This window comes from Undibacterium sp. KW1 (assembly GCF_009937955.1).
Classification (GTDB): domain Bacteria; phylum Pseudomonadota; class Gammaproteobacteria; order Burkholderiales; family Burkholderiaceae_D; genus Undibacterium.
The window spans coordinates 1019693-1042966 of the sequence record NZ_AP018439.1; the positions used below are offsets into that span (position 1 = coordinate 1019693).

Genomic DNA, 23274 nt, shown 5'->3' on the forward strand with positions numbered 1-23274 from the left:
ATTCATGATTCAGCTTTGTTGTTGCGCATGGCAGAATTATAAGTGTTATCTATACACGGAGTGGTGCAGAGTGATATCTTAACGATTTGCCACATTCAGCGCTTGCCTGAAAGCCTGAGTACATCATGTCATTTGCACGTCATGATATTGCAGCAAATTTACATAATCACTATAAATTACTATAGGTTTTCCGGGACTAATATGAAACTGCAAACCAAGCTGGCCTGGGCCAGTGCTGCTGTATTGATGAACCTGGCTGGCTCTGCCCATGCGGTGACCGAAATAAGCTGGTGGCATTCGATGACAGGGGCACTGGGGGACCGCGTCACCGCGCTGGCTGAGCAATTCAATAAAAGCCAGAATGAATACAAGGTCACGGCTGTCTATAAAGGCAGTTACGACGAAGCCCTGGCCGCAGGTATTGCGGCCTTCCGCGCCGGTAATGCGCCGCATATCTTGCAAGTGTTTGAAGTCGGCACGGCGACCATGATGTATGCGAAGGGTGCAGTCAAGCCGGTATCTGAAGTCATGAAAGTCGCAGGCGAGAAATTTGATGCCTCCGGCTATGTGCCTGCCGTAGCGGGTTACTACACCTCACCCAAGGGGAAATGCTGTCCTTTCCTTTCAATAGTTCAACCACGGTGTTTTACTATAACAAGGATATGTTCGCCAGAGCAGGCATGGACCCCAACAAGGCGCCATCAACCTGGCAAGAAGTCGTTGCCGCCGCTGCCCGCCTCAAAGCCAGCGGCGAAAAATGTGCCTACACCACAGGCTGGCAAACCTGGGTTCATCTGGAAAGTTTTTCAGCCTGGCACAATGTGGAGTTCGCTTCCAAAGGCAATGGTTTTGGTGGTCTCGATGCGCGCCTGACATTCAATAGTCCGCTGCATGTGCGTCATATAGAAAACCTGGAAAATTGGGCCAAGCAAGGTTACTTCACCTATGCAGGTCGCAAGAATGAGCCAGAAGCCAAATTCTATTCCGGTGAATGCGGCATGCTGACTTCGTCGAGTTCTGCCTATGGCAATGTGGCCAAGAATGCCAAGTTCAAATTTGCCGTTGCACCATTGCCTTATTATTCCGACGTCAAAGGCGCGCCGCAAAACACCATCATCGGCGGTGCTTCGCTATGGAGCATGAATGGCAAGAAGCCCGAAGAATACAAGGGCGTCGCCAAGTTTTATAAATTCCTCTCGCAACCGGAAGTGCAGGCCAAATGGCATCAGGAAACCGGCTACCTGCCGATCACCAACGCCGCCTATGAGATGACCAAGAAGTCTGGCTTCTATGAAAAAACACCAGGCCCTGGCGTCGCCGTCCAGCAAATGATTGTCAAGACCACAGACAAATCCCGTGGCATACGCCTGGGCAGTTTTGTCCAGATACGTACCATCATGGATGAAGAGCTGGAGGCTGTCTGGAGCGGCAAAAAAACAGCCAAGGCTGCACTGGATAATGCTGTTTTGCGGGGAAATGAATTACTGGATCGTTTCGAAAAAGCGAATAAGTAAAAATCTTAGGACCTCTCAACACAGAGGCACGGAGACACAGAGGGGCACAGAGAAAGTCAAAAGCTTAATTTTGAGGCTTACTTCTCTTGGGCTTACACAGATTTCCTCTTGATTTTCTCTGTGGTGCAGCAGGGGTTTCATGTGGCATGCCACATGCCTGCGTAACGAGCAGCTCTTGCAAGAGATGCTTCCCTCCTCTGTGCCTCTGTGTTGAGCCTTTTGGTCTGTCTCTAAACAATCGAGGTTTTTTTGGAAAAGCGTGCGCGGTTTTGTTCGGCCTGGTTGCCTTATCTGCTGCTCTTGCCGCAGTTGCTGGTAACTGTGCTGTTTTTTTTCTGGCCTGCAGTCCAGGCCCTGTATCAATCCGTCTTGTTGCAGGATGCCTTTGGCATGTCCATGCAGTTTGTCTGGTTTGATAATTTCAAGACACTGTTTGCCGATGAAACTTATCTGGCCGCCTTCAAGACCACGGCGCTGTTTTCCAGCCTGGTGGCTGTGCTGGGGCTTAGCCTGTCTTTGCTGATGGCGGTATTTGCTGACAGGGTGGTCAGGGGTAGTTCCATCTACAAGACCATGCTGATCTGGCCGTATGCAGTGTCGCCTGTGGTAGTGGGCGTGTTGTGGATGTTCTTGCTCAATCCTACGCTCGGTATCGTTGCCCATGCTCTGCGCCATGTTGGCATTGAATGGAATAATCTCTTGAATGGCCGCCACGCCATGATATTGATTGTCCTGGCGGCGGTCTGGAAGCAGATCAGCTATAACTTTTTATTCTTCCTCGCGGGTTTGCAATCCATACCCAAGTCGCTGATAGAAGCGGCAGCGATAGATGGTGCCGGGCCGTGGAAACGCTTCTTTACCATTGTTTTCCCGCTGTTGACGCCGACTACTTTTTTCTTGCTGGTGGTGAATATCGTCTATGCCTTTTTTGACACTTTTGCGATCGTTGAGGCGACCACCCAGGGCGGCCCTGGCAAGGATACCGAGATCCTGGTGTTCAAAGTTTTCAATGATGGTTTCAAGGGTGGCGATCTTGGCAGTGCCGCTGCGCAGTCCGTCATATTGATGAGCATCGTCATCGTCCTGACTGTGCTGCAGTTCAAATACATAGAAAAGAAAGTGCAGTATTAAGCATGATAGAGCGTCGGCCTTTTCTGGGCATGTTCAGCCACTTTATCCTGATACTTGGTGTCAGCCTGGTGGCATTTCCCATCTATGTCGCTTTTGTTGCCGCTACCCAGACGGCAGAACAATCAGCAATGGCACCTATGTCCCTGATCCCGGGTGATCAGCTCTGGGTCAACCTGCAGGCAGTGCTGGGCAGTGGTACATCGGGTAACGTCGCTACCAACCCGGTAGGGCGCATGATGTGGGTCAGCCTGGTGTCTGCACTGATGATCGCTATCGGCAAGATTTCGATTTCCATGTTGTCTGCCTTTGCGCTGGTGTATTTTCGCTTTCCTGGCCGCACACTGTTTTTCTGGATGATTTTTGTGACTCTGATGCTGCCTGTCGAAGTGCGTATCAGCCCGACTTATAAAGTGGTATCTGACTTGTCCATGCTCAACAGCTACGCCGGGTTGACGGTGCCACTGATCGCCTCGGCGACTGCGACCTTTCTATTCAGGCAGTTTTTTTTGACAGTTCCAGATGAACTGGCAGAAGCTGCCCGCATAGACGGTGCAGGCCCCTTGCGCTTCTTCAAGGACATACTGTGGCCGCTGTCGCGCACCAATGTGATTGCCCTGTTTGTCATCATGTTCATCTATGGCTGGAACCAGTACTTGTGGCCTTTGCTGGTCTCAACAGAACAGAATATGTACCCGATAGGCGTAGGCATCAAGCGCATGATTGCTGGCGGTGATGCCGCAGTCGAATGGAATATGGTGATGGCGACTCTGCTGCTGGCGATGCTGCCACCTGGGCTGGTGGTGGTCGTTATGCAGAAGTGGTTTGTTAAGGGTTTAGTGGATTCAGAAAAATAAATAAAAATAACTTATGGCACAACTACATTTTAAAAACGTCACCAAAACTTACGGCAAGGGCGATAAGGCCGTTGCTGTCATCCATGGTATTTCCATGGATATCAATCATGGTGAATTCATTGTCATGGTGGGCCCTTCTGGCTGCGGTAAATCGACGCTGTTGCGCATGGTCGCAGGGCTGGAAGAAATTACTTCTGGCGATATCGTCATTGGCGACAGGGTGGTCAATAATCTGGAACCCAAGGACAGGGATATCGCCATGGTGTTCCAGAACTATGCGCTGTACCCGCACATGAGCGTGTATCAGAACATGGCCTATGGTTTGAAGATACGCGGCTTTTCCAAAGCCGATATTGAAACCCGGGTACAAAAAGCGGCGCAGATACTGGAGCTGGGGGCATTACTGGACAGGACTCCGCGCCAACTCTCTGGCGGCCAGCGCCAGCGCGTAGCCATGGGCCGCGCCATCGTCCGTGAACCGGCAGTTTTTTTATTTGATGAACCGTTGTCAAACCTGGATGCCAAACTGCGGGTGCAGATGCGCCTGGAAATCCAGCGCCTGCACAAGGCACTGGGCACCACCAGTCTGTATGTCACGCATGACCAGGTCGAGGCCATGACCCTGGGCCAGCGCATGATAGTCATGAATGGTGGCGTGGCCGAACAGATAGGTACGCCGGCAGAAGTGTATGCGACACCGGCCACGACTTTCGTCGCCAGTTTCATCGGTTCACCACCAATGAATCTCTTGCGTGGCAAACTGACTGAGAGCGGCAGGCAGATGCAGATAGGCCAGACGCTGGTGTCACTGCCGCTGGTACAGAGCGAAGCAGAGCGCGTCGCCAACCGTGAGCTGGTACTGGGTGTGCGTCCAGAACATTTGTTCGTAGGCATGCCTGGCCTGCCACTGGAAGTACAACTGGTAGAGTCGCTGGGGGCAGATTTGCTGGTGCATGGTCTTTGCGGTGGTGAACCCGTGGTCATACGTACGCCTGCGGGCACGGTAGTAGAGGCAGGTCAGCGTACGACAGCAGGTTTTGCTGCAGATGTCGTGCACTGGTTTGATCCTGTTACCACCAAACGCATTTGAGCGTTTGAAACAGGGAGCAAACCAATTTCAGGATCAGGCAGTCGATCAGACAATCAGCGCCGCTTTGCGCTTTTGCTGTTGTTTTAAAAAATCTGAACGTACACTGGCGCGGCTGGGTGCGCTATTGAGCCCATTGGCTTTGCTGATGGCTGGCGTTTGCTGTTCGCTTTTTTGCCCGCAAATATAACCCAGCCCAAACACCGCGAACGTTAGCAGCGTGGCTATTGCATACCTGCGTATGGTTTCACGTCTGCTGCTGTTCATACTGGCATCACTTCCTGTTTGCATTCCTGACCCCTTTGGACTGAAGCTTGAATATTTGCATGGGCAGCGAATTTCAATCTTGAGACGCTTGCTATTGAACTTCATGCCGCTTTTGCAGGTCGAAGTGTCGCAATAATTAAAAAAACGTACCAGAAAATTGCAGGAAGAATAGTTAATTAATCTGTTTGGTACTGAATTGCGGTACTATTTGCGAAATTTTACATTTAGTCAGGAAGCCTTCATGAGTTCTCCCGAATTGGTCTTGAAAGTCTTGCGCTCAGAATTGCGCGCGGCAGGCGTGACTTACAAAATGCTGGCAGACCGTATAGGCATGAGTGAGTCCAGCATGAAGCGCATGTTCGGGCAAAGGGATATGAGCCTGTCGCGCCTGGCAGAAATCTGCAAGGCCTCAGGCATCGCCATGGAAGATGTATTGCGCCAGGCTGCCGATGTCACGCCGCATGCTGATACCCTGAGCCTGGCACAGGAACAATCGCTGATGGCCGACCCCAAATTATTGCTGGTAGCGATTTGTTGCCTCGGGCATTGGACGTTGGAACAAATCATAGAAACCTATCATTTGTCTGAGGCTGAATGTGTCCTGCACCTGATCGCACTCGATAAACTTGAAGTCATAGAATTGCGGCCCCTTAACCGGTATCGCCTGAAAGTGTCGCCAGCTTTCCACTGGCGTCCTGATGGCCCGGTACAGCAGTATTTCAGGGATGTCGTCGTCGGTGATTATTTTGATGGCAGCTTTGCCGGACAGGGGGAGACTTTGCTCTTTGTACCAGCCCGGGTGTCATCGCACAGCGCCATGGAGATGGTGCAAAAGATACAGCAACTGGCTGCCGAGCTGGCACGTCTGCATCAGGACGACCGCCGCCTGAGACCAGAAGAGCGCGATGGCTTTACCTTGCTGGTGGGCTTCCGTTCCTGGGAATTCTCTGCCTTTACGGCACTGCGCCGTCCTGAGACGGCAGCGCCAGTCAAAGGACTGACGCATCAGATTCACCAGATAGGCCCGAGGAAAAGATAAAGCGAAGAGCCATTGCCGCGCGTTGCCCCGGCACCAAAGAACAGCGGACCAAAACGCGTTTCAACAGAGACAAAGGCGCTGGCTGCCTGCTTGAGGGAACTAAGGCGTAGTGCCTGGCCATTGCCATAAGAATTGCCCGCTTCCAGCGAGAACCCTGTCCGTATCGCACCGCCTATGGTGGTTGGCAAAGAACCGATTTTACGCGCTATGACGAAGCGGCCAAAAGCTGTAGCGTCACCAGCAAGTGAGTTGTTCGCCGTGCCTGACAGACGCAAGAAACCGCCGAGCGGGTTAGGTGCGCCACCACGTTCTGAACGGTTCCATTCTCCATATAAATGCCCGGCCCAATCCCCAAGCCGGAAGGCTGACAAAGCATCGATTTGCGATTGTGCCTGTGAACGCTCACCGGGATTTTGCGCAGGTGTTTGTTCCCAGGAGGAGGTGACCAGATAACCCCGGCTGGGGTTGGCCAGCGAATCCAGGGTATCCAGACGGAAGCGCAAGAAGCGCGTGGTGCTGTAATAGCGCAGGCTATCCTGATTGGCAACCGCGGGCAATAAAATATCGACTTTGCCAAAACCACGGCTGACCCCCGCTTCTATGGTGCCCCAGTTATCCAGTTGTCGTCCAAAAACCAGGGTGCCCTGGGTGCCACGCACGCCTACGCGCAAGGCCTTGCGCCCCTCTTGATACAAATCCAGGCTACTGCCATTGTATTCAAGCGAAGGGGCCACATACCAGGGTGAGCCAGAAGCCAGCGGTTGCCAGAACTGCGAGCCCAACTGGCGCTGGCTGCCTATGCGGGCAAAGGTACGTAATTCTGCACCATAACTATTGAGTGAGGATGCGATATGCAAGACGCTCAGGCCAAAGCGGTTTTCATCTGCAAAATCACTGGTCAGCTCAAGACCTACCCGCAAGCGGTTGCGGCTGGAATTGGATTCTGATGGCTTGATCAGCACATTGCGTTTACCATCTTCATCGCTGATGACAGTTTCTATATTGTCGATATCACCGCGCCCGTACAGCTTGCCCGAGGCTTGCCTGATCTGCTCTTGCGACAAGATCTGACCCTCTTTCAAACCCGTTTGCGCGATCAAGGCCTGCGGGTTGATATAGCGCGGACCTTCGACCTCTATCTTTGCGAGTGGCAGTTTATCGGCAGTATTTCTGGCAGTTTGCCCCGCGTTAGAGCGCTGGTATTCAAAGACGGCATATTGCTCATCCGGCACGCGTAAGGCGCTTAACTGTGTGGCCATTTTATTGGTGGCGATTTCACCTGCCTTGATGGTCTGCTGATACAGTCCAAAATCAAGAAAGCTGGTGCCTGATAATTCCGGCGCAATCAGCACATCGGATTTGCGCAAGTCCTTGATAGAGCGCTGCACGTTTTGCTCAGTCAGGATTTGCAGCATCTGCTTGGTGACGTCGATGGCGCTGTTAAGCTCATGCTCCTTCGCCAGTGGCGTGCCCACATTCACGGCAATGATGATATCCGCCCCCATGGCGCGTGCCAGTTCCACTGGCAAATTGCTGACCAGGCCACCATCAACAACCAGCTTCTGCTTGATACGCACAGGTGCAAACACACCCGGCAGGGCCAGCGAGGCACGCATGGTCATCAGCAGGGGGGTGTCATTCAATTCCACCATCTCGCCAGTCAGCAAATCAGAGGCAACAGACAGAAAGGGCAGGGCCAGCTGGTTGACTGGCTGGTCACGCATGCCTTCAGGCATCAGGCGTGTCAGGGCATTTTCCAGGGCGGCATTGCCGGCAGCTGCCGGGGGCAAAAATACGCCAGACTTGGTCACCGCAAATTCTATGCGCGAAGGCAGCATCAAGTCTTCTTCCTTGCGGCGGAAATCCAGGTCATAACGGGCGGGACGGTCGGCCAGCACGCTGTCCCAGTCAGTTTCCTTGACGATTTGCTCCAGTTCATCGGCTGAGCGCCCGGCAGCATAGGCACCACCAACGACGGCACCTATGCTGGTGCCAACCACCATATCCACAGGCACACGCATTTTGCGCAAGGCGCGCAATACGCCTATATGGGCAAAGCCACGCGCACCGCCGCCTGACAGTACCAGGGCGACTTTGGGACGGCTGGGTTGGCCATTGGCAGCAGGGCTGGAGTTTGTAGCGTCGCCGACGACTTGCGCCTGGCTGTCAAAGGTAAACAAGCTGGCTGCCAGGCAGGCAATGACCAACAGAACTCGGGACAATGACATGAACTGAAGCTTTCTGTAGAAATGTGGTGTACGGGTCTGTTGTTACAGACCGCAATCACCAGCATGTTTCGCAAAAGACCGCAGTATATACGTATCGCCTTGTCCAATGATGAGCAGTTTGCTAATTCAGTGTTTCCGGTTTGATCGTCGGGTTTAATTGCCCAGCTTGGTTATCTCGTTCAGTTATCCTCATTAACCAGTGCGGTCAGGATATGGTCGCGCCAGACGCCATTGATCTTGAGATAAGACTTGGCATAGCCTTCTTTTTCAAAGCCCAGACGCTCCAGCAAAGCGCCGCTGCGCTGGTTTTCCGGTACATAGTTGGCCATGACGCGATGCAGCCCCTGCTCTTGGAACATATAGGCTATGCCAGCCCGTACGGCTTCCTGCATATAACCCTGGCCTTGCTGCTGTTCTGCAATGGCATAACCCATGTGGCAGGCATGAAAAGCGCCGCGGACAATATTGCTGAAATTGCAGATGCCTATCATGGTCTGGTCCTGGCACACAGCAAAATGCATGACCAGTCCAGCGTCCATGAGACGGGAACTGGCCAGCAGTCTTTCTTCACATTTTTCCAGTGAGAAAAAATCTTCATCGCGGGCCGGTTCCCATGGTGCCAGGTGGGCACGGTTGAGCAGCAAATATTGCTGCATCATGGGGGCATGTTCGGGCATCAATACCCGTAATTGCAGACGCGCAGTCGCGATTGCTTCTTTATTCATAGTGCGAGGGATAAGATTATTGAGTGCTTGCCGCTTCATCGAGCATGGTCACGCCAGGCAGGTCGCAAGCCAGCACAGCCTTGCGTATCGCTTCAATCGCCGCCTGACGGGTAAAACTCTTGCGCCAGGCAATCACGACGCGACGGTCTGGTGCCGGTGCAGTGAAAGGCAGGTAGCGCAACATGCCATCTTTGGCATCCATGTCAGGTACCGACGCCATCGGCAATACCGTGATGCCTATGCCGGACGCCACCATGTGGCGTATGGTTTCCAGTGATGAACCTTCAAAGGTCCTGGCAATGCCGTCACCCGTTGTCGAGAAGCGCGACATTTCCGGGCAAACCTCCAGCACCTGATCGCGGAAGCAATGGCCATTACCCAGCAAGAGCATGGTTTCTGACTTCAATTCTTCGGCTGACACTTCATCGCGGCCTGCCCAGGCATGGTCTTTTGGCATGGCAACCACAAAAGGTTCGTCATACAGCGGCTGTATCATCATGCCCTGATCAGGCAGGGGCAGGGCCATGATGGCAGCATCAAGCTCACCCTGGCGCAGTAGCTCCATGAGCTTCACAGTGAAATTCTCTTGCAGCACCAAAGGCATCTGCGGCACCTGCTGTATCATGGTTTTCACCAGGGTAGGCAGCAGGTAGGGGCCTATCGTATAAATGACGCCAAGGCGGAAAGGGCCAGCCAGCGGGTCTTTGTTTTGTTTGGCGATTTCCTTGATGGCGGCGGTTTGTTCCAGCACACGTTCAGCCTGGGCAACAATCTGTGCACCTAGCGGGGTGGTGGATACCTCGGTGCCGCCACGTTCAAAAATAGTGACGCCCAGTTCATCTTCGAGTTTTTTGATGGCGACAGACAGCGTAGGCTGGGCGACAAAACAGGCTTCTGCCGCATGGCCAAAATGTTTTTGCCGGGCTACGGCAACAATATATTTTAATTCTGTAAGTGTCATGACGTTAGTTTGGCACAGACTGAGAGCAGCGTCAGCAAGTGCTTTGTACAGGTAGCAAATTTTTTCCTGAATTTAACAATGACAGGGGGAGTATTTTTTAACAATCATACCGTATATACGATATTTGGCTGTTTTGGCGCATACTCTGCCAGAAACTAAATTGTGGATGTGATACTTGCTATTTTCAAAACGCTTGATCTGGCGCAGTATGTCCAGCTTCGCTTGTGCTAAGCGACCGGGGAGTGCGGGGAGTGGCTAGATGTGCCACTCCCTTTTAAATCTGCAGATGCTTCTCTGTATTCAGCTCAGCCTTTAGACTGGCTCATGGCCTTGGTTAGCTCCAGGTGACCTTGTGCCGCACCGCTTTCTGGCACAGCCTCTCCATCACGCTGGCGCACTTCCGCCAGACGCGCAGCCAGTTGCTCAGGTGCATCATCCCCACGACCCACCCAGACACCCTGGGTCAGCGTGATATTCGCGGCTTCAAAACTGCCTGCGCCTGCGCACAGGATGGCGCGGGAGGGGCTTGCTCAGACGCCAGCACCAGCATCGCAGGTACCACATCTGATGGTTGCAACGCCGCCAGGAACTCTGCCGGGAACAGGCTTTCAGTCATGCGGGTTGCCGCCGTCGGTGCCAGGCTATTCACGCGGATATCATACTTGGCCCCTTCCAATGCCAGCGTCTGCATCAGCCCGACCAGGGCCAGCTTGGCAGCACCATAGTTGGATTGGCCAAAATTGCCATACAGGCCGGACGAAGAAGTCGTCATCACGATGCGGCCATATTTTTGTTCTGTCATGATGGCCCAGACTGCCTTGCAGCAATGCACCGCACCCATCAGATGCACATCCAGCACCAGTTTAAAGTCGGCGATATCCATCTTGGCAAAGCTCTTGTCGCGCAAGATACCGGCGTTATTGACCAGGATATCAATCCGCCCCCATTGCGCCATGGTCTCTGCCACCATGGCTTGTACCGCTTCAAAATCGGTGACCGATGCGCCATTGGCTATCGCCTCGCCACCAGCCGCACGGATTTCTTCGACCACGGCAAGTGCTGCGGCAGATGAACCGCCGGAACCATCACGCGCACCACCCAGATCGTTCACGACCACTTTGGCACCTCGCGAAGCCAGCGCCAGCGCATGTTCACGCCCCAAACCACCACCTGCACCGGTCACGATGGCAACACGGCCTTTGAAGTCTATTGTCATTTTTTCTCCTGTTGTAATTTGAAGTCGTGGGCAGACTCAGCCCTGAGATGCCGAGTGTATGCTATTTTTTTGGAGATGTAGCGGCAGGCAGCTCAGTTTTTTAGACGCTGGCGACTAAACAGCCTTTGCGCCGATTTTCTTTTGCATGATGATCGCGCCACCAAATTCCGGGTTCAGCTCATACGGCGCAAAGCCTTCTGCGCGATACAGATTCTGTGCACGAGTATTGCCCTCCAATACTTCCAGCGTCATCTTGCAATAACCCAGTTGTTCGGACAATGCAGTCAGGTGCTGCATCATTTGATTGCCTATGCCCTGGCCGCGAAAATCAGGGTGCACGGCAAAGTCGTGGATGTTCAATAAAGACTTGCAGGCAAAGGTGGAGAAGCCTTCTATGCAAATCGCAAAACCGGCAACCTGCTCATTCACATAAGCGAGTATGGCGCGCACGGTATTGCGTTTCTTGAGTTCGCTAATGAGATTGGCTTGTGCATAATCAGACAGCGATTCGCCACCACCCATGGGATCAAGCGCATACATATTAAGCATGCTGACCAGGTCTTTGGCATGCTGTGGATTATTGACATCAACATTAACGATATTCAGCATAGGTTTTTATACTCGTAAAAATTCTTCTTTATATCCAAGCCAGCGCTCCAGATGAGCGGCAACGGTGACAGGGTCATTTTTTAATAATTCATCGGCCAGATTGCGTGCCTTATCGACCAGCCATTGATCGGTTTCGAGGTTGGCAAAGCGTAACATGGCTTCACCGGATTGGCGTGCACCGAGGAATTCACCGGGGCCGCGCAATTCCAGGTCCTTGCGCGCAATTTCAAAGCCATCATTACTTTCGCGCATGGTGGCCAGCCTTTGCTTGGCTGTGCCACCCAGCGGGCCCTGGTAAAGTAGCAGACAAACACTGGCCGCCGCACCACGGCCTACACGGCCACGTAACTGATGTAATTGCGACAGGCCAAAACGCTCGGCATGTTCTATCACCATCAGGCTGGCATTCGGCACATCAACGCCAACTTCAATCACGGTGGTAGCCACCAATACCTGACTGTCATTGCGGATGAAGGCCTCCATGGTGGCCTGTTTTTCTGCCGGTTTCAGGCGGCCATGTACCAGACCTACTTTCAATCCCGGCAAGGCTTCAGCAAGCATGGTGTGCGTGTCAGTTGCTGTTTGCAGTTGCAGGGTTTCTGATTCTTCTATCAGTGGGCATACCCAATAAACTTGTTTGCCTTCCTGCCCTGCAGCCTGCACGCGGGCAATGACTTCATCACGGCGGTTCTGGTCGATAACACGGGTGACGATAGGTGTGCGGCCTGGTGGCAGTTCATCAATGACCGACACTTCCAGATCAGCGTAATACGTCATCGCCAGTGTGCGCGGGATAGGCGTGGCCGACATCATCAGTTGATGTGGCACCTTACCCGCCTCGGTCTTGTTGGCCAGGTTCAGGCGCTGGCTGACGCCAAAGCGGTGTTGTTCATCAACGATGACCAAGCCCAACTTCTTGAATTGCACGCTGTCTTGTATCAGAGCGTGGGTGCCTATCACCAGTTGTGCTTCGCCAGAAGTGATCAATGCATTTGCCGCGTCTTTTTCTTTTTTCTTCAGGCTGCCGGTCAGCCAGGCTGTTTTTACACCCAGCGGTTCCAGCCAGGCGGCGATTTTCCTGAAGTGCTGTTCGGCCAGAATTTCTGTCGGCGCCATCAGCGCTGCCTGAAAACCATTGTCTATGGCTTGCGCTGCTGCCAGTGCCGCAACGATGGTTTTACCGCTGCCTACGTCGCCCTGCAACAGGCGTTGCATGGGGAAGGCTTCACGCAAGTCATCGCGTATCTCTGCCAGCACTTTCTCCTGAGCCTTGGTCAGTGAGAATGGCAGGTTAAGCAAAAAGGCATTGCTGAGTTCACCGACCAGTGGCAGGGCATTTGCGCCTTTGCTGCGACGGGTGATTTGCGCACGCTTTAGTGATAATTGCTGGGCCAGCAGTTCATCGAATTTCATGCGTTCCCATGCCGGGTGTTCGCGCTCGATAAGGCTATGCTGATCGACATCTGGCGGTGGATTGTGCAGGGTGCGTATGCTGCTTTCAAAATCCTGCAAATGCAGGGCGGCCAAGCGTGCAGGCGACAGGGTGTCGCGCCAGTTGACGCGTGTCATGGCATTGGCAATTGCCTTGCGCAATAAAGCTTGTGGCACGCCCTCGCCAGATGGATAAACAGGTGTCAATGCAGTCGGCAACGGTGCGCCTTCATTGACGATCTTGTAGTGGGGATGCACCATCTCTGCGCCAAAGAAGCCGTGGCGTAATTCACCACGCGCCCGTACCCGCACACCTACCGCCATCTGCTTGGTCTGGCTGCCATAAAAATTCAGGAAGCGCAGTACGACCTGGCCACTATCGTCAGCAATAGTCACGACCAGCTGGCGGCGCGGGCGATACTGGATATCGCATTCTGTGACCACGCCCTCGACCTGTACGCTGCTGCCACCACGGAAAGAGGCATCGCGCATGCTGACGATTTCAGTTTCATCTTCATAGCGCATGGGCAGGTGCAAGACAAAATCCATGTCCTTGCGCAAGCCCAGTTTGGCAAGTTTTTCACTTGCCTTGGCAGCGGTATTGGCCGGACTTTTGGCTTTCTTGACAGGCTTATTGGTGCCGGACTCCGGCTGTGCATGGCCGCCAGCCATGGCTGCATCAGCTTGTGTATTCTTTAACTCTACGCTAGCACTTTGGTCTTCAGCGGCCATGAGGTGTAAAATGGTGGGTTTTGCTGTCAGCTTACTTTTTCAGGAAATTCACAAAACCCTGGTTGCAGGCTGTTTGCCTGTGATCTTACCCGGGTTTGCTACGATAGTGTGCATTCTACTGGTATTTTATACAGTGTAAAGTAGCTTTATGTCTGTTTTTCCTGTTTTACCCCTGATTTTTGTAGATTTTTTGCATGCCTTACTCCCTAAGTGATTTTGATTTTGAACTGCCTGAAGCCCTGATCGCGCAAACACCTTTGCCTGATCGTACCGCTTCACGTCTCTTGCATGTAGATGGCGATAGCCTGGTTGACAGGCATTTTGCTGACATCATCAACCAGCTCAATGCCGGTGATTTGCTGGTGTTTAATGATACTCGTGTCTTGAAAGCCCGTTTCTTTGGTGTCAAGGAGAGCGGCGGCAAGATACAGATGCTGGTAGAGCGCGTACTGTCGAATAATGACAAGGAGCGCAGTGTGCTGGCACAGATGCGTGCTTCCAAGTCGCCACTGCCAGGTAGCAAAATCCGCCTGGCAGACAGTTTTGATGTCGTCGTCGGTGAGCGCGTCGGTGAGTTTTTCACCCTGTATTTCCCGTCAGATATCTTCACGCTGCTGGAAACATTCGGTCGCCTGCCCTTGCCGCCGTATATAGAACATGATGCTGATGACTTTGACGAGCAGCGTTACCAGACCGTGTATAACCGCGTGCCGGGTGCGGTAGCTGCTCCAACGGCTGGTCTGCATTTTGACGAGGCGCTGTTGCAGCGTTGCCAGGACAAGGGCATCAAACTCGCCTATGTAACCCTGCATGTGGGCGCAGGCACTTTCCAGCCCGTGCGTACCGAGAATCTGGCAGATCACCAGATGCACAGCGAATGGTATACCGTGCCGGATGAAACCGTGGCAGTTGTGCAGGCCACCAAAGCCGCAGGCGGCAAAGTGGTGGCTGTCGGTACCACCAGTATGCGCGCACTCGAGTCTGCTTCACAAACTGGTGCCTTGCAGGCAGGCAGCGATGATACCCGCCTGTTCATCACGCCAGGTTATGTATTCAAAACCGTGGACAGGCTTATCACCAATTTCCACTTACCAAAATCCACTTTGATGATGCTGGTATCGGCATTTGCCGGTTATGATCGCGTCCGCGCTGCCTATGCTCACGCTATCGCTCAACAATATCGTTTTTTCAGCTATGGCGATGCCATGCTGCTGACCAATTCCTCCGGGGAAGACCATGCTTGAATTTACACTGATTAAAAAAGATAAAACTACTGCCGCGCGTCGTGGCCGTGTCAAAGTCAACCATGGTGAAATCGAAACGCCTATCTTCATGCCGGTGGGTACTTATGGCTCGGTCAAGGCGATGTCGCCGCTGGAGCTGAAAGAGATCGATGCGCACATCATCCTTGGCAACACCTTTCACCTGTGGCTGCGCCCGGGCACTGAAGTACTGAACAAATTTGGTGGCCTGCATGGTTTCATGGGCTGGGATAAACCTATCCTGACTGACTCAGGCGGTTTCCAGGTATTTTCGCTGGGTGCGATGCGCAAGATCACCGAAGAGGGGGTCAAATTTTCTTCTCCTATCAGTGGTGAGCGCCTGTTTTTGTCTCCAGAAATTTCCATGCAAATCCAGCGTTCGTTGAACTCTGATATCGTCATGCAGTTCGATGAATGCACACCATACGAAATCGATGGTAGGCCAGCGACGACTGAGGAAGCAGGTAAATCCATGCGCATGTCTTTGCGCTGGGCCAAGCGTTCTATCGATGAATTCAACCAGGGCGAAAACCCGAATGCCTTGTTCGGCATCGTCCAGGGCGGCATGTTTGAACACCTGCGCGATGAATCCCTGGCTGGCTTGAATGAACTGAATTTCCACGGTATCGCCATCGGTGGCTTGTCTGTGGGTGAGCCCAAGGAAGACATGATGCGCGTACTGGCGCACGTTGGTCCCAAGTTACCAGAAAACAAACCGCATTACCTCATGGGCGTCGGTACACCTGAGGATCTGGTAGCCGGGGTTGCCAATGGCATAGACATGTTTGACTGTGTCATGCCCACCCGCAATGCGCGCAACGGCTGGATCTTCACCCGCTTTGGCGATATCAAGATCAAGAATGCGCGTTACAAGGAAGACAAAGAACCGCTGGATGCAACTTGCGAATGCTATGCCTGCAAGAATTTCTCACGCGCTTACCTGCATCATTTGCACCGTACCGGTGAAATCCTGGGTGCACGTTTGAACACTATCCATAATCTGCATTACTACCTGGATTTGATGAAAAACATTCGCAAGGCGCTCGACGATGAACGCTTCCCTGAGTTTGTCCAGCAGTTCCATGCAGATCGCGCGCGCGGCGTTTGACGTAGTGTCTTATTGATTGTCTTATTTAATACGGTAAATAATGACGGACTGATCAGTAATACGAATTATATTCAGGCCGCTTGCAGGCAAAATGACGCTCTCGTCCGAGTGGACAAATGAATACTAGAGGTCTGATATGAATTATCATCCCGTCATTATTGCCGGCGGCGGCATTTCTGGTCTGTATTGCGCCTGGCGTCTGGCCTTGTCCGGGCAAAAAGTCGTGGTGCTGGAAGCCTCATCTGACCGCTGGGGTGGCCGCATAGAGACTGAAGATCTCGATGGCTTCATCGCTGAATGGGGCCCTATGCGTTTCGAGCCCACCCTGCAGCCGCGCTTCGATAAATTGTGCCGTGACCTGGGTGTCAAACTGACCGAGTTCAGTGGCCCAGAAGGTGAAGAGGTCAATGCCCCCACCTATGATTTGCCCGCAGAAGAAATGGGGCTCAATTCCCTGCAACTATTGAAGCGTGGCATCATGCTGGTCATGGGGCAAGACCCAGAAGACCAGGCCTGGATAGATGCCCAGACTGAGGCTGACTACCAGCGCATGCGCAAACATGCGCAACTCAATGGCCAGCCGCTGTGGAGCATGGGCTTCTGGAACGCCATGTCTGCCGAAGGTGCGCTCAGCCACCTGGCGCTGACCAAGCTGCGTGATACTGGCACCTTCTATCACATGATCCCGGAAAACCTGAACGCGATAGAGTGGATCATCTGGTGGCTGCGCGCCCTGAAAACCGTGGGCCAGCAACTGGCCAGCGTTGATGGCGGCACGGCAAAACTGACAGAGAGCCTGATGGCCAAATTACGCGGCCTTAGCAATGTCACTCTGGCCGGTGGTCATATGCTCACCAGTTTCAAGCAAATCGCCATGGGCCAGCCCCGGCTGGAGCTCGATGTACATACCAAGAACGGCAATATACAGTTGCAGACCGACAGGCTGATCCTGGCCTTGCCAAGAATGCCGCTGGTGAAACTGGCGTCCTGCCTGCCTGAACACGTCTCTTCACAGCTTGATGCGGTGAATGGCTTCCCCATGCTGAAATTGTTCTTCGTGACAGATTCACCCTGGTGGGATTATTCACAGCGCCCGCAACAATACGCGAGTTGTCTGCCTACCCGTGAAATCCATTATTTCCGCCGCCCGCAAGGCCAGGACAAGGATGGTCATGGCATGGTTTTGCTGTACATGGACCGCCCATCGACAGAATTCTGGAAACACTATGTCATGGAAACCGACAAACATGACCGCGCCGAGATAGACCAGAACGTCAAGATCGTTGATGCCTTTTCCCTGTTCGTCGCGCGTGATGTGAAACGCCTCGTCGATATCAAGCGCTCAGGCCTGAAACTGACTGACCAGGCCCAGCACATGTTTGAAGAAAAATCGCTGGAAGATACCCGCGACTTCATCAAGAATTCCATTGTCACCTATGGCATACGCGACTGGGCCAGGGCTCCCTATGGCGCGGCCAATCATGGCTGGCAACCGGGTGTGCGTTCCTGGAAAGTCATGGACGTGTTCAAGGCCTTTGACTTTGGCAGCGGTGCCAAGAATATCCACATCGTTGGCGAGGCATATTCCGATTACCAGGGCTTTGTTGAGGGAGCTTTGAATACCTCGGAACTGGCTTTGGCGACTATACGTTCCAACTAACGCAGAAAAAACCAGCAGGCAAGGCAGCAAGCGCAAGTTTGCTGCCTTTTTTCTTTTTATCATGCATTTTAAATGAGAGAAATATTGCTACATACCAAAGTATTGAAGTCAAATGCAAGAATGACAATCCAGGGGAAGCTTGTTACACTTTGCGCAGATCATATTGATCCTGGCCATCTGGCAAGCAAGTAATTCACACGGAGGAAGTTTGTGAGTAAAAGTACGAAACTGATTGCAGTAGTCGCGGTTCTGGCAGTGGCATATCCTGCTGCCGCCTGGTACACCGGAAAAAGTGTAGAAGCCAAGCTGACAGAATCCAGCCAGAATCAGGCTAAATCTTCTCCCTATGTCAAAGTCATCAAGCAAGATTATCAGCGCGGTATCTTTTCTTCTACCCAGGATACGACGCTGGAGCTGACTTTCCCCGGCATGAAAAAACCGGATTTTCCCATGCCGGGTGCTGACACCGGTGCTGACACAAATGCTGCTGAGCAGCCAGCTACCGATAATCCTGCAACGGCAGCTAGCCCTGCAGCAGAACCTGCTGTGGCAGAGAAGGCGTCGAAACCGCTGCAGATACATTTCATTAACCACATCCAGCATGGCCCGCTGCCTGCATTCCGTGGTTATGGTGCGGCCCTGATCAAGACAGAACTGGTGCTGGATGCAGAAAGCAAGGCGCAGCTTGCCAAGCTGTTTGGTACTGCCAACGCACTTGAGATCACTTCCCGCCTCAATTATGGTGGCAGTGGCCGTGTCAGTATTTCCAGCCCGGCATTCAATACCGTCATGGAAAAAGACAAGGAAAAAGTCAACTGGCAGGGCTTAAGTCTGGAAGTTGGCTTTGAAAAAGATTACAAGGCATTTAATGTCGTCATGAGTGCCCCTGGTTTGACCGTCGATGGGCTGGAAGGTCAGTCATTCAAACTGGGAGCGGTCAGCCTCAAAGGTGAAGTAACGCAGGCTTATCCAGGTACCCGACTTTATTTGGGCAAGACTGAAACCACTGTTGCCAATATCAGCTATACCGATAAAGTCGAAGCCAAGAAAAGTTTTACTCTGGATCAGTTCAAGCTCGGCACTGAAGCCAATATGAAAGATGAGCTCATGGACTTTGTCGCCAGGATAGGCGTTGCCAAACTCAGCTTTGATAATCAAGAGTTTACTGATTTCCATTACGACTATGGTGTAAAGCGCATTCATGGCCCATCCCTGGCAAAAATTTCTGTTGCCTATACCGATGTGATGAGCGCGCCTGGTGATCCTGACAAAAGAGCTGCCCTGACAGCCGTGTGGGATGAAGTTGCGGCTATTGTTTTGCAAAAAGAACCAGAGCTGGTGCTGGAGCGCCTGAGTGTCATGACGGTCGATGGCGAGGCAAAACTCGCAGGTTCTGCCAAGCTTGCAGGTGCAACAGCGGCAGATACAGCCAACCCTATGTTGCTGCTGCCAAAATTGCAAAGCAACCTGGATGTGACTTTGACAGAAGCGCTGGTCGCCAAACTTGGCGGGGCGAGCCAAAAAGATCCGGAAGCCCAAAAAGCTGCCCAGGCTGCCATGGCCCAACAAATACAGGCTTTCGAGGGCCAGGGTTTTATCACCCGCAGCGGCAAACTGCTGAGTTCCAAAATCGAATGGAAGCAGGGCGCTTTGACCATCAACGGCAAACCATTTAGCAAGCAATAAGTATTGCTGTTGTAAAATTTGCATTTATTCGGTCTATGCAGGCAATCATGCGGGTGCCCCGATGATTGCCTGCCTTTTTTTGCGCGGCTTTCTTTACAGATATCCCGACAATTTCCAGCATTTCGCATGGGCGATGCTAAAATACGCCGCTTTGCCGATTGAAAAATAGGCATTTGGTGCTATATACCAGGAATTGAGCAATAATTGCGGCAATTTATATCCGGGTTTTAGCCAGGAAATTAGAATTTCATTATTAAAATGACAGGAGTCTGAACGTGTTTATTTCCAATGCTTACGCACAAGCAGCCGCTGGCGGCGATCTCCAGAGCAATCTGCTGACTATGTGGCCTTTGCTCCTGATGGTAGCAGTAATGTATTTCCTGATGATACGCCCTCAGATGAAGCGTCAGAAAGAGCAAAGGGCAATGATGGATGCCCTGGCAAAGAATGATGAAGTGGTCACAGCAGGCGGTATCCTGGGTAAAGTAGTCAAGGTCAGTGATGCCTATGTGACCATAGAAATCGCCAACGGTACAGAAGTGGTCGTACAAAAGATGTCCATCACCATGATGCTGCCCAAGGGCACGATTAAAGCGATTTAATCAGCAAAACACGGCAACGCAGTCCAAAAATAAACTGGGCTGCGTTGTGCTTTTTTAGCTTCCAATTATTTTCCCCATTATGAATCGCTATCCACTCTGGAAGTACATACTGATTCTGATCGCCTTGCTGTTTGGTGCTTTGTATACTGCGCCAAATTTCTTTGGCGAATCACCTGCAGTGCAAGTCAGTAGCGGTAAAGCCACCGTCAAAGTCGAATCTGACATGGCTGGCCGTGTAGAAAAAGCGCTGGAACAGGCTGGCCTGAAAAGCAAGGATATCTCCTATGAATATAACGGTGTGCAAGGCACAGTCCGCGCCCGTTTTGAAGATACGGATACTCAGTTCAAGGCCAAGGCAGCTCTCGAAAAAGCCCTGAACGCTGATCCCGCTGATCCTACTTATACGCTGGCCTTCAACCTTTTGGCGAATACGCCAAAGTGGTTGCAAAATCTGCATGCACTGCCTATGTTCCTGGGCCTGGATTTGCGTGGCGGCGTGCATTTCCTCATGCAGGTCGATACCAAGGCTGTCATGAACAAGCGCATGCAAAGCCTGGTCTCCAGCGTGCGTAGCAATTTGCGTGAAAAAGAAGTGCGCCATGCGGGCTTGAACCGTGAAGGTGACCTGATTAAGGTCAAGTTCCGTGATGCAGAAGAACGTACCAAGGCCAAGAATGTCTTGCTGTCGCAGATGACAGATGTCGATTTGCTCGACACCGCCGGTAGTGATGGCGCCGACTTTGGCTTGCAGGTAAGTTTGAAACCCAAAGCACTGAAAGATGTAGTCTCGGAAGGTATCAAACAAAATATTACCGCCTTGTCCAAGCGCGTCAATGAACTCGGTGTTGCTGAACCTATCATTCAGCAACAGGGGGCTGACCGTATTGTTGTCCAATTACCGGGCGTACAGGACGTCGCGCGCGCCAAGGATATTATCAACCGCCTCGCAACATTGGAAGTCCGTTTGCTGGATGAAAGTGTCATCGGCTCAGTTGATGCCAATACCGCCGTTCCTTATGGCTCAGAAAAATTCATCTCCAACCGTGGCGAGTACCTGATACTCACCAAAGACCCTGTCATTACTGGTGACGACATTACCAATGCCACCTCCACTTTTGACCAGCACCAGCAGCCTGCTGTCAGCGTTGATTTGAATGGTGACGGCGGCAAACGCATGGGCAATGCGACCAGCTCACGCATAGGCAAGCGCATGGCGATCGTCCTGTTTGAAAAGGGCAAGGGCGAAGTGTTGATTGCACCAACCATCAATGATGAATTGCGCAATCGCTTCATCATCACAGGCATGGGCACATCGTCCGCTGCTGGTGACCTGGCTCTGTTGTTGCGCGCGGGTTCTCTGGCTGCACCGATGGAAATCATAGAAGAGCGCACGATAGGCCCACAACTGGGCGTGGAAAACATCAAACAGGGCCGCAATTCGACACTGTATGGTTTTATTGCGATCTCTGTTTTCATGATTGCTTACTACCTGATGTTTGGCTTCTTCAGCGTGCTGGCACTGTCTTTCAACGTACTCTTGCTCGTGGCGATTTTGTCACTGATGCAGGCAACGCTGACCTTGCCGGGTATTGCGGCGATTGCATTGGCGCTGGGTATGGCGATTGACGCCAACGTGCTGATCAATGAACGCATACGCGAAGAACTGCGCGCAGGCAAGACACCGCAAAAAGCCATAGAAGAAGGTTTTGACCACGCGTGGGCCACGATTCTTGATTCCAACGTGACTACCCTCATCGTTGGTCTGGCCCTGCTGGTATTTGGTTCTGGTGCGATTCGCGGTTTTGCTGTGGTTCACTGTCTGGGTATTCTGACTTCGATATTCTCGTCCGTATTCGTCTCACGCGGCGTTGTGAACTTCTGGTACGGAAGAAAGAAAAAACTGGCGTCCATTTCTATTGGAACGATCTGGAAACCAACAGACAACGCTGGCAAGTAAGCAGCCAGACTATCAAGAACACAGGAATTCATCATGGAATTATTCCGTATTAAAAAAGACATTCCTTTCATGCGCCATGCGCTGATATTCAATGTCATCTCTGCACTGACCTTTGTCGCAGCCGTGTTTTTCCTGCTGCACAAGGGCCTGCTATTCTCGGTTGAGTTTACCGGTGGTACGGTCATGGAAGTGACCTACCCCAAGGCTGCCAATGTCGATGCCATACGCCACAAGGTAGAAGAGCTGGGTTTTAAGGATTCACCAGTACAAACCTTTGGTAAGGCGCAAGACGTGGTGATACGTTTGCCAGAAACAAAAAAAGATGCCAAGGTCAGTGTTGCTGATACCGTGTTTGAGGCACTTTGCAAAATTGAAAATGGCAACCTCAGTAAAGTTCCAGCCAGTGCAGCGAATGGTGCGACCACAGAAAAACTCGCTTGTCAGGACGCTGCCAAAACCGAATTGGTCAAGCTGCAAAGGGTAGAGCTCGTTGGTGCCCAGGTCGGTGATGAGCTGGCACATGATGGTTTGATGGCATTGTTGTTCGTGATACTGGGCGTCATGCTATATCTGGCAATACGCTTTGAATGGAAGTTTGCGGTGGCTGCAATTGTCGCCAACTTGCATGACGTTATTATCATCCTGGGTTTCTTTGCCTTCTTTGAATGGGAGTTCAACTTGTCGGTACTGGCAGCAGTACTGGCGGTGCTGGGTTACTCGGTGAATGAGTCTGTGGTTATTTTTGACCGTATCCGTGAAAATTTCCGCAAGCAGCGCAAGATGTCTGTGACCGAGGTGATCGACAACGCGATTACCAGCACGATCTCACGCACCATCATCACTCACGGTTGTACCCAGATGATGGTGTTGTCGATGTTGCTGATCGGTGGTCCGACTTTACATTATTTTGCAGTTGCTCTGACGATAGGTATTTGCTTTGGTATTTACTCTTCCGTATTCGTGGCAGCAGCGATTGCGATGTGGCTGGGTGTCAAGCGTGAAGACCTGATCAAGCCAGTCAAGGAGAAAGATGATACGGATGGAGCAGTGGTTTAAGCGGCGTGTTTAAAATCAAGTAACTCTGTCTCTTCCATGTAACGGAAGGTATCTAAAATGAAAGCCAGCCTGTGTGCTGGCTTTTTCTTTGTTAGCATTTCGGTTCTGAACTTTTTAAGGTCGATTTGTGTCTGAGGAGAAATTGCAAA

17 protein-coding genes and 2 pseudogenes are annotated in these 23274 nt (G+C 52.1%); 12 read left to right on the plus strand and 7 right to left on the minus strand.

Annotation, left to right across the window (positions count from 1 at the left end):
- The first annotated feature begins 201 nt into the window (after positions 1-201).
- The 4 genes and pseudogenes from ugpB (at position 202) to UNDKW_RS04630 (ending at position 4589) form a co-directional block, all read left to right on the plus strand.
- Positions 202-1514: pseudogene (ugpB, locus tag UNDKW_RS04615) on the plus strand (sn-glycerol-3-phosphate ABC transporter substrate-binding protein UgpB).
- A 249-nt stretch (positions 1515-1763) separates the two neighbouring features.
- Complete coding sequence (gene ugpA, locus UNDKW_RS04620; RefSeq protein WP_162057764.1) at positions 1764-2645, plus strand: sn-glycerol-3-phosphate ABC transporter permease UgpA; 882 nt, start codon at positions 1764-1766, stop codon at positions 2643-2645.
- A gap of 2 nt (positions 2646-2647) precedes the next feature.
- On the plus strand, positions 2648-3499 hold the full coding sequence (ugpE, locus tag UNDKW_RS04625) for a sn-glycerol-3-phosphate ABC transporter permease UgpE (RefSeq protein WP_162039960.1): 852 nt from the start codon (positions 2648-2650) through the stop codon (positions 3497-3499).
- 13 nt (positions 3500-3512) lie between these two features.
- The gene (locus UNDKW_RS04630; RefSeq protein ID WP_162057765.1) at positions 3513-4589 is read left to right on the plus strand and encodes a sn-glycerol-3-phosphate import ATP-binding protein UgpC; all 1077 of its coding nucleotides are present in this window, start codon (positions 3513-3515) and stop codon (positions 4587-4589) included.
- 45 nt (positions 4590-4634) lie between these two features.
- On the opposite strand, the gene UNDKW_RS04635 is transcribed toward UNDKW_RS04630, so the two are convergent.
- Positions 4635-4853 carry a hypothetical protein gene (locus tag UNDKW_RS04635; RefSeq protein ID WP_162039962.1) on the minus strand — a complete coding sequence of 73 codons (219 nt, stop codon included), beginning with the start codon at positions 4851-4853 and terminating at the stop codon, positions 4635-4637.
- A gap of 241 nt (positions 4854-5094) precedes the next feature.
- Between UNDKW_RS04635 and UNDKW_RS04640 the strand changes: the two genes are divergently transcribed.
- The gene (locus UNDKW_RS04640) at positions 5095-5892 is read left to right on the plus strand and encodes a helix-turn-helix transcriptional regulator (protein ID WP_162057767.1); all 798 of its coding nucleotides are present in this window, start codon (positions 5095-5097) and stop codon (positions 5890-5892) included.
- On the opposite strand, the gene UNDKW_RS04645 is transcribed toward UNDKW_RS04640, so the two are convergent.
- From UNDKW_RS04645 to recG, 6 genes and pseudogenes are all read right to left on the minus strand, one after another.
- The gene (locus tag UNDKW_RS04645; protein ID WP_162057768.1) at positions 5865-8120 is read right to left on the minus strand and encodes a patatin-like phospholipase family protein; all 2256 of its coding nucleotides are present in this window, start codon (positions 8118-8120) and stop codon (positions 5865-5867) included. The two genes, UNDKW_RS04640 and UNDKW_RS04645, sit on opposite strands and share 28 nt — an antisense overlap.
- 179 nt (positions 8121-8299) lie before the next feature.
- Complete coding sequence (gene rimJ, locus UNDKW_RS04650) at positions 8300-8845, minus strand: ribosomal protein S5-alanine N-acetyltransferase (protein ID WP_162057769.1); 546 nt, start codon at positions 8843-8845, stop codon at positions 8300-8302.
- A 16-nt stretch (positions 8846-8861) separates the two neighbouring features.
- Positions 8862-9806, minus strand: coding sequence for a hydrogen peroxide-inducible genes activator (locus tag UNDKW_RS04655; protein WP_162039967.1), 945 nt, complete (start codon positions 9804-9806; stop codon positions 8862-8864).
- Between the two features lie 305 nt (positions 9807-10111).
- Positions 10112-11022, minus strand: a pseudogene (locus tag UNDKW_RS04660) (SDR family NAD(P)-dependent oxidoreductase).
- A 114-nt stretch (positions 11023-11136) separates the two neighbouring features.
- A complete protein-coding gene (locus UNDKW_RS04665) occupies positions 11137-11631 on the minus strand; it encodes a GNAT family N-acetyltransferase (RefSeq protein ID WP_162057770.1) in 495 nt (164 codons plus the stop codon).
- Positions 11632-11637: 6 nt separating this feature from the next.
- Entirely contained in the window at positions 11638-13794 is a 2157-nt protein-coding gene (gene recG / locus UNDKW_RS04670; RefSeq protein WP_370529084.1) for an ATP-dependent DNA helicase RecG, read from the minus strand.
- Positions 13795-13988: 194 nt separating this feature from the next.
- Between recG and queA the strand changes: the two genes are divergently transcribed.
- The 7 genes from queA (at position 13989) to secF (ending at position 23125) form a co-directional block, all read left to right on the plus strand.
- Positions 13989-15038: a tRNA preQ1(34) S-adenosylmethionine ribosyltransferase-isomerase QueA gene (queA, locus tag UNDKW_RS04675; RefSeq protein ID WP_162057771.1), complete on the plus strand. Its 1050-nt coding sequence runs from the start codon at positions 13989-13991 to the stop codon at positions 15036-15038.
- Positions 15031-16164 (plus strand): tRNA guanosine(34) transglycosylase Tgt, encoded by a 1134-nt coding sequence (gene tgt / locus UNDKW_RS04680; protein WP_162057772.1) that lies wholly within the window; start codon positions 15031-15033, stop codon positions 16162-16164. Before queA ends, tgt begins: the two co-directional genes overlap by 8 nt.
- Positions 16165-16300: 136 nt before the next feature.
- Positions 16301-17824, plus strand: a complete 1524-nt coding sequence (locus UNDKW_RS04685; RefSeq protein ID WP_162057773.1) for an FAD-dependent oxidoreductase — start codon at positions 16301-16303, stop codon at positions 17822-17824.
- Between the two features lie 210 nt (positions 17825-18034).
- A complete protein-coding gene (locus UNDKW_RS04690) occupies positions 18035-19510 on the plus strand; it encodes a YdgA family protein (RefSeq protein WP_162057774.1) in 1476 nt (491 codons plus the stop codon).
- Positions 19511-19785: 275 nt separating this feature from the next.
- Complete coding sequence (yajC, locus tag UNDKW_RS04695; RefSeq protein WP_162039975.1) at positions 19786-20112, plus strand: preprotein translocase subunit YajC; 327 nt, start codon at positions 19786-19788, stop codon at positions 20110-20112.
- A gap of 79 nt (positions 20113-20191) precedes the next feature.
- Positions 20192-22069, plus strand: a complete 1878-nt coding sequence (secD, locus tag UNDKW_RS04700) for a protein translocase subunit SecD (RefSeq protein ID WP_162057775.1) — start codon at positions 20192-20194, stop codon at positions 22067-22069.
- 33 nt (positions 22070-22102) lie between these two features.
- The gene (gene secF / locus UNDKW_RS04705) at positions 22103-23125 is read left to right on the plus strand and encodes a protein translocase subunit SecF (protein WP_162057776.1); all 1023 of its coding nucleotides are present in this window, start codon (positions 22103-22105) and stop codon (positions 23123-23125) included.
- The last annotated feature ends 149 nt before the right edge of the window (positions 23126-23274 follow it).

Excerpts from the sequence above, each read along its gene's own strand:
- UNDKW_RS04640 (WP_162057767.1), top strand. The coding sequence starts at position 5,095 with ATGAGTTCTCCCGAATTGGTCTTGAAAGTCTTGCGCTCAGAATTGCGC.
- secF (WP_162057776.1), top strand. The coding sequence starts at position 22,103 with ATGGAATTATTCCGTATTAAAAAAGACATTCCTTTCATGCGCCATGCG.
- tgt (WP_162057772.1), top strand. The coding sequence starts at position 15,031 with ATGCTTGAATTTACACTGATTAAAAAAGATAAAACTACTGCCGCGCGT.
- secD (WP_162057775.1), top strand. The coding sequence starts at position 20,192 with ATGAATCGCTATCCACTCTGGAAGTACATACTGATTCTGATCGCCTTG.
- UNDKW_RS04635 (WP_162039962.1), bottom strand. The coding sequence starts at position 4,853 with ATGAACAGCAGCAGACGTGAAACCATACGCAGGTATGCAATAGCCACG.
- recG (WP_370529084.1), bottom strand. The coding sequence starts at position 13,794 with ATGGCCGCTGAAGACCAAAGTGCTAGCGTAGAGTTAAAGAATACACAA.
- UNDKW_RS04655 (WP_162039967.1), bottom strand. The coding sequence starts at position 9,806 with ATGACACTTACAGAATTAAAATATATTGTTGCCGTAGCCCGGCAAAAA.
- UNDKW_RS04665 (WP_162057770.1), bottom strand. The coding sequence starts at position 11,631 with ATGCTGAATATCGTTAATGTTGATGTCAATAATCCACAGCATGCCAAA.
- UNDKW_RS04685 (WP_162057773.1), top strand. The coding sequence starts at position 16,301 with ATGAATTATCATCCCGTCATTATTGCCGGCGGCGGCATTTCTGGTCTG.
- ugpE (WP_162039960.1), top strand. The coding sequence starts at position 2,648 with ATGATAGAGCGTCGGCCTTTTCTGGGCATGTTCAGCCACTTTATCCTG.
- queA (WP_162057771.1), top strand. The coding sequence starts at position 13,989 with ATGCCTTACTCCCTAAGTGATTTTGATTTTGAACTGCCTGAAGCCCTG.
- UNDKW_RS04630 (WP_162057765.1), top strand. The coding sequence starts at position 3,513 with ATGGCACAACTACATTTTAAAAACGTCACCAAAACTTACGGCAAGGGC.
- UNDKW_RS04645 (WP_162057768.1), bottom strand. The coding sequence starts at position 8,120 with ATGTCATTGTCCCGAGTTCTGTTGGTCATTGCCTGCCTGGCAGCCAGC.
- rimJ (WP_162057769.1), bottom strand. The coding sequence starts at position 8,845 with ATGAATAAAGAAGCAATCGCGACTGCGCGTCTGCAATTACGGGTATTG.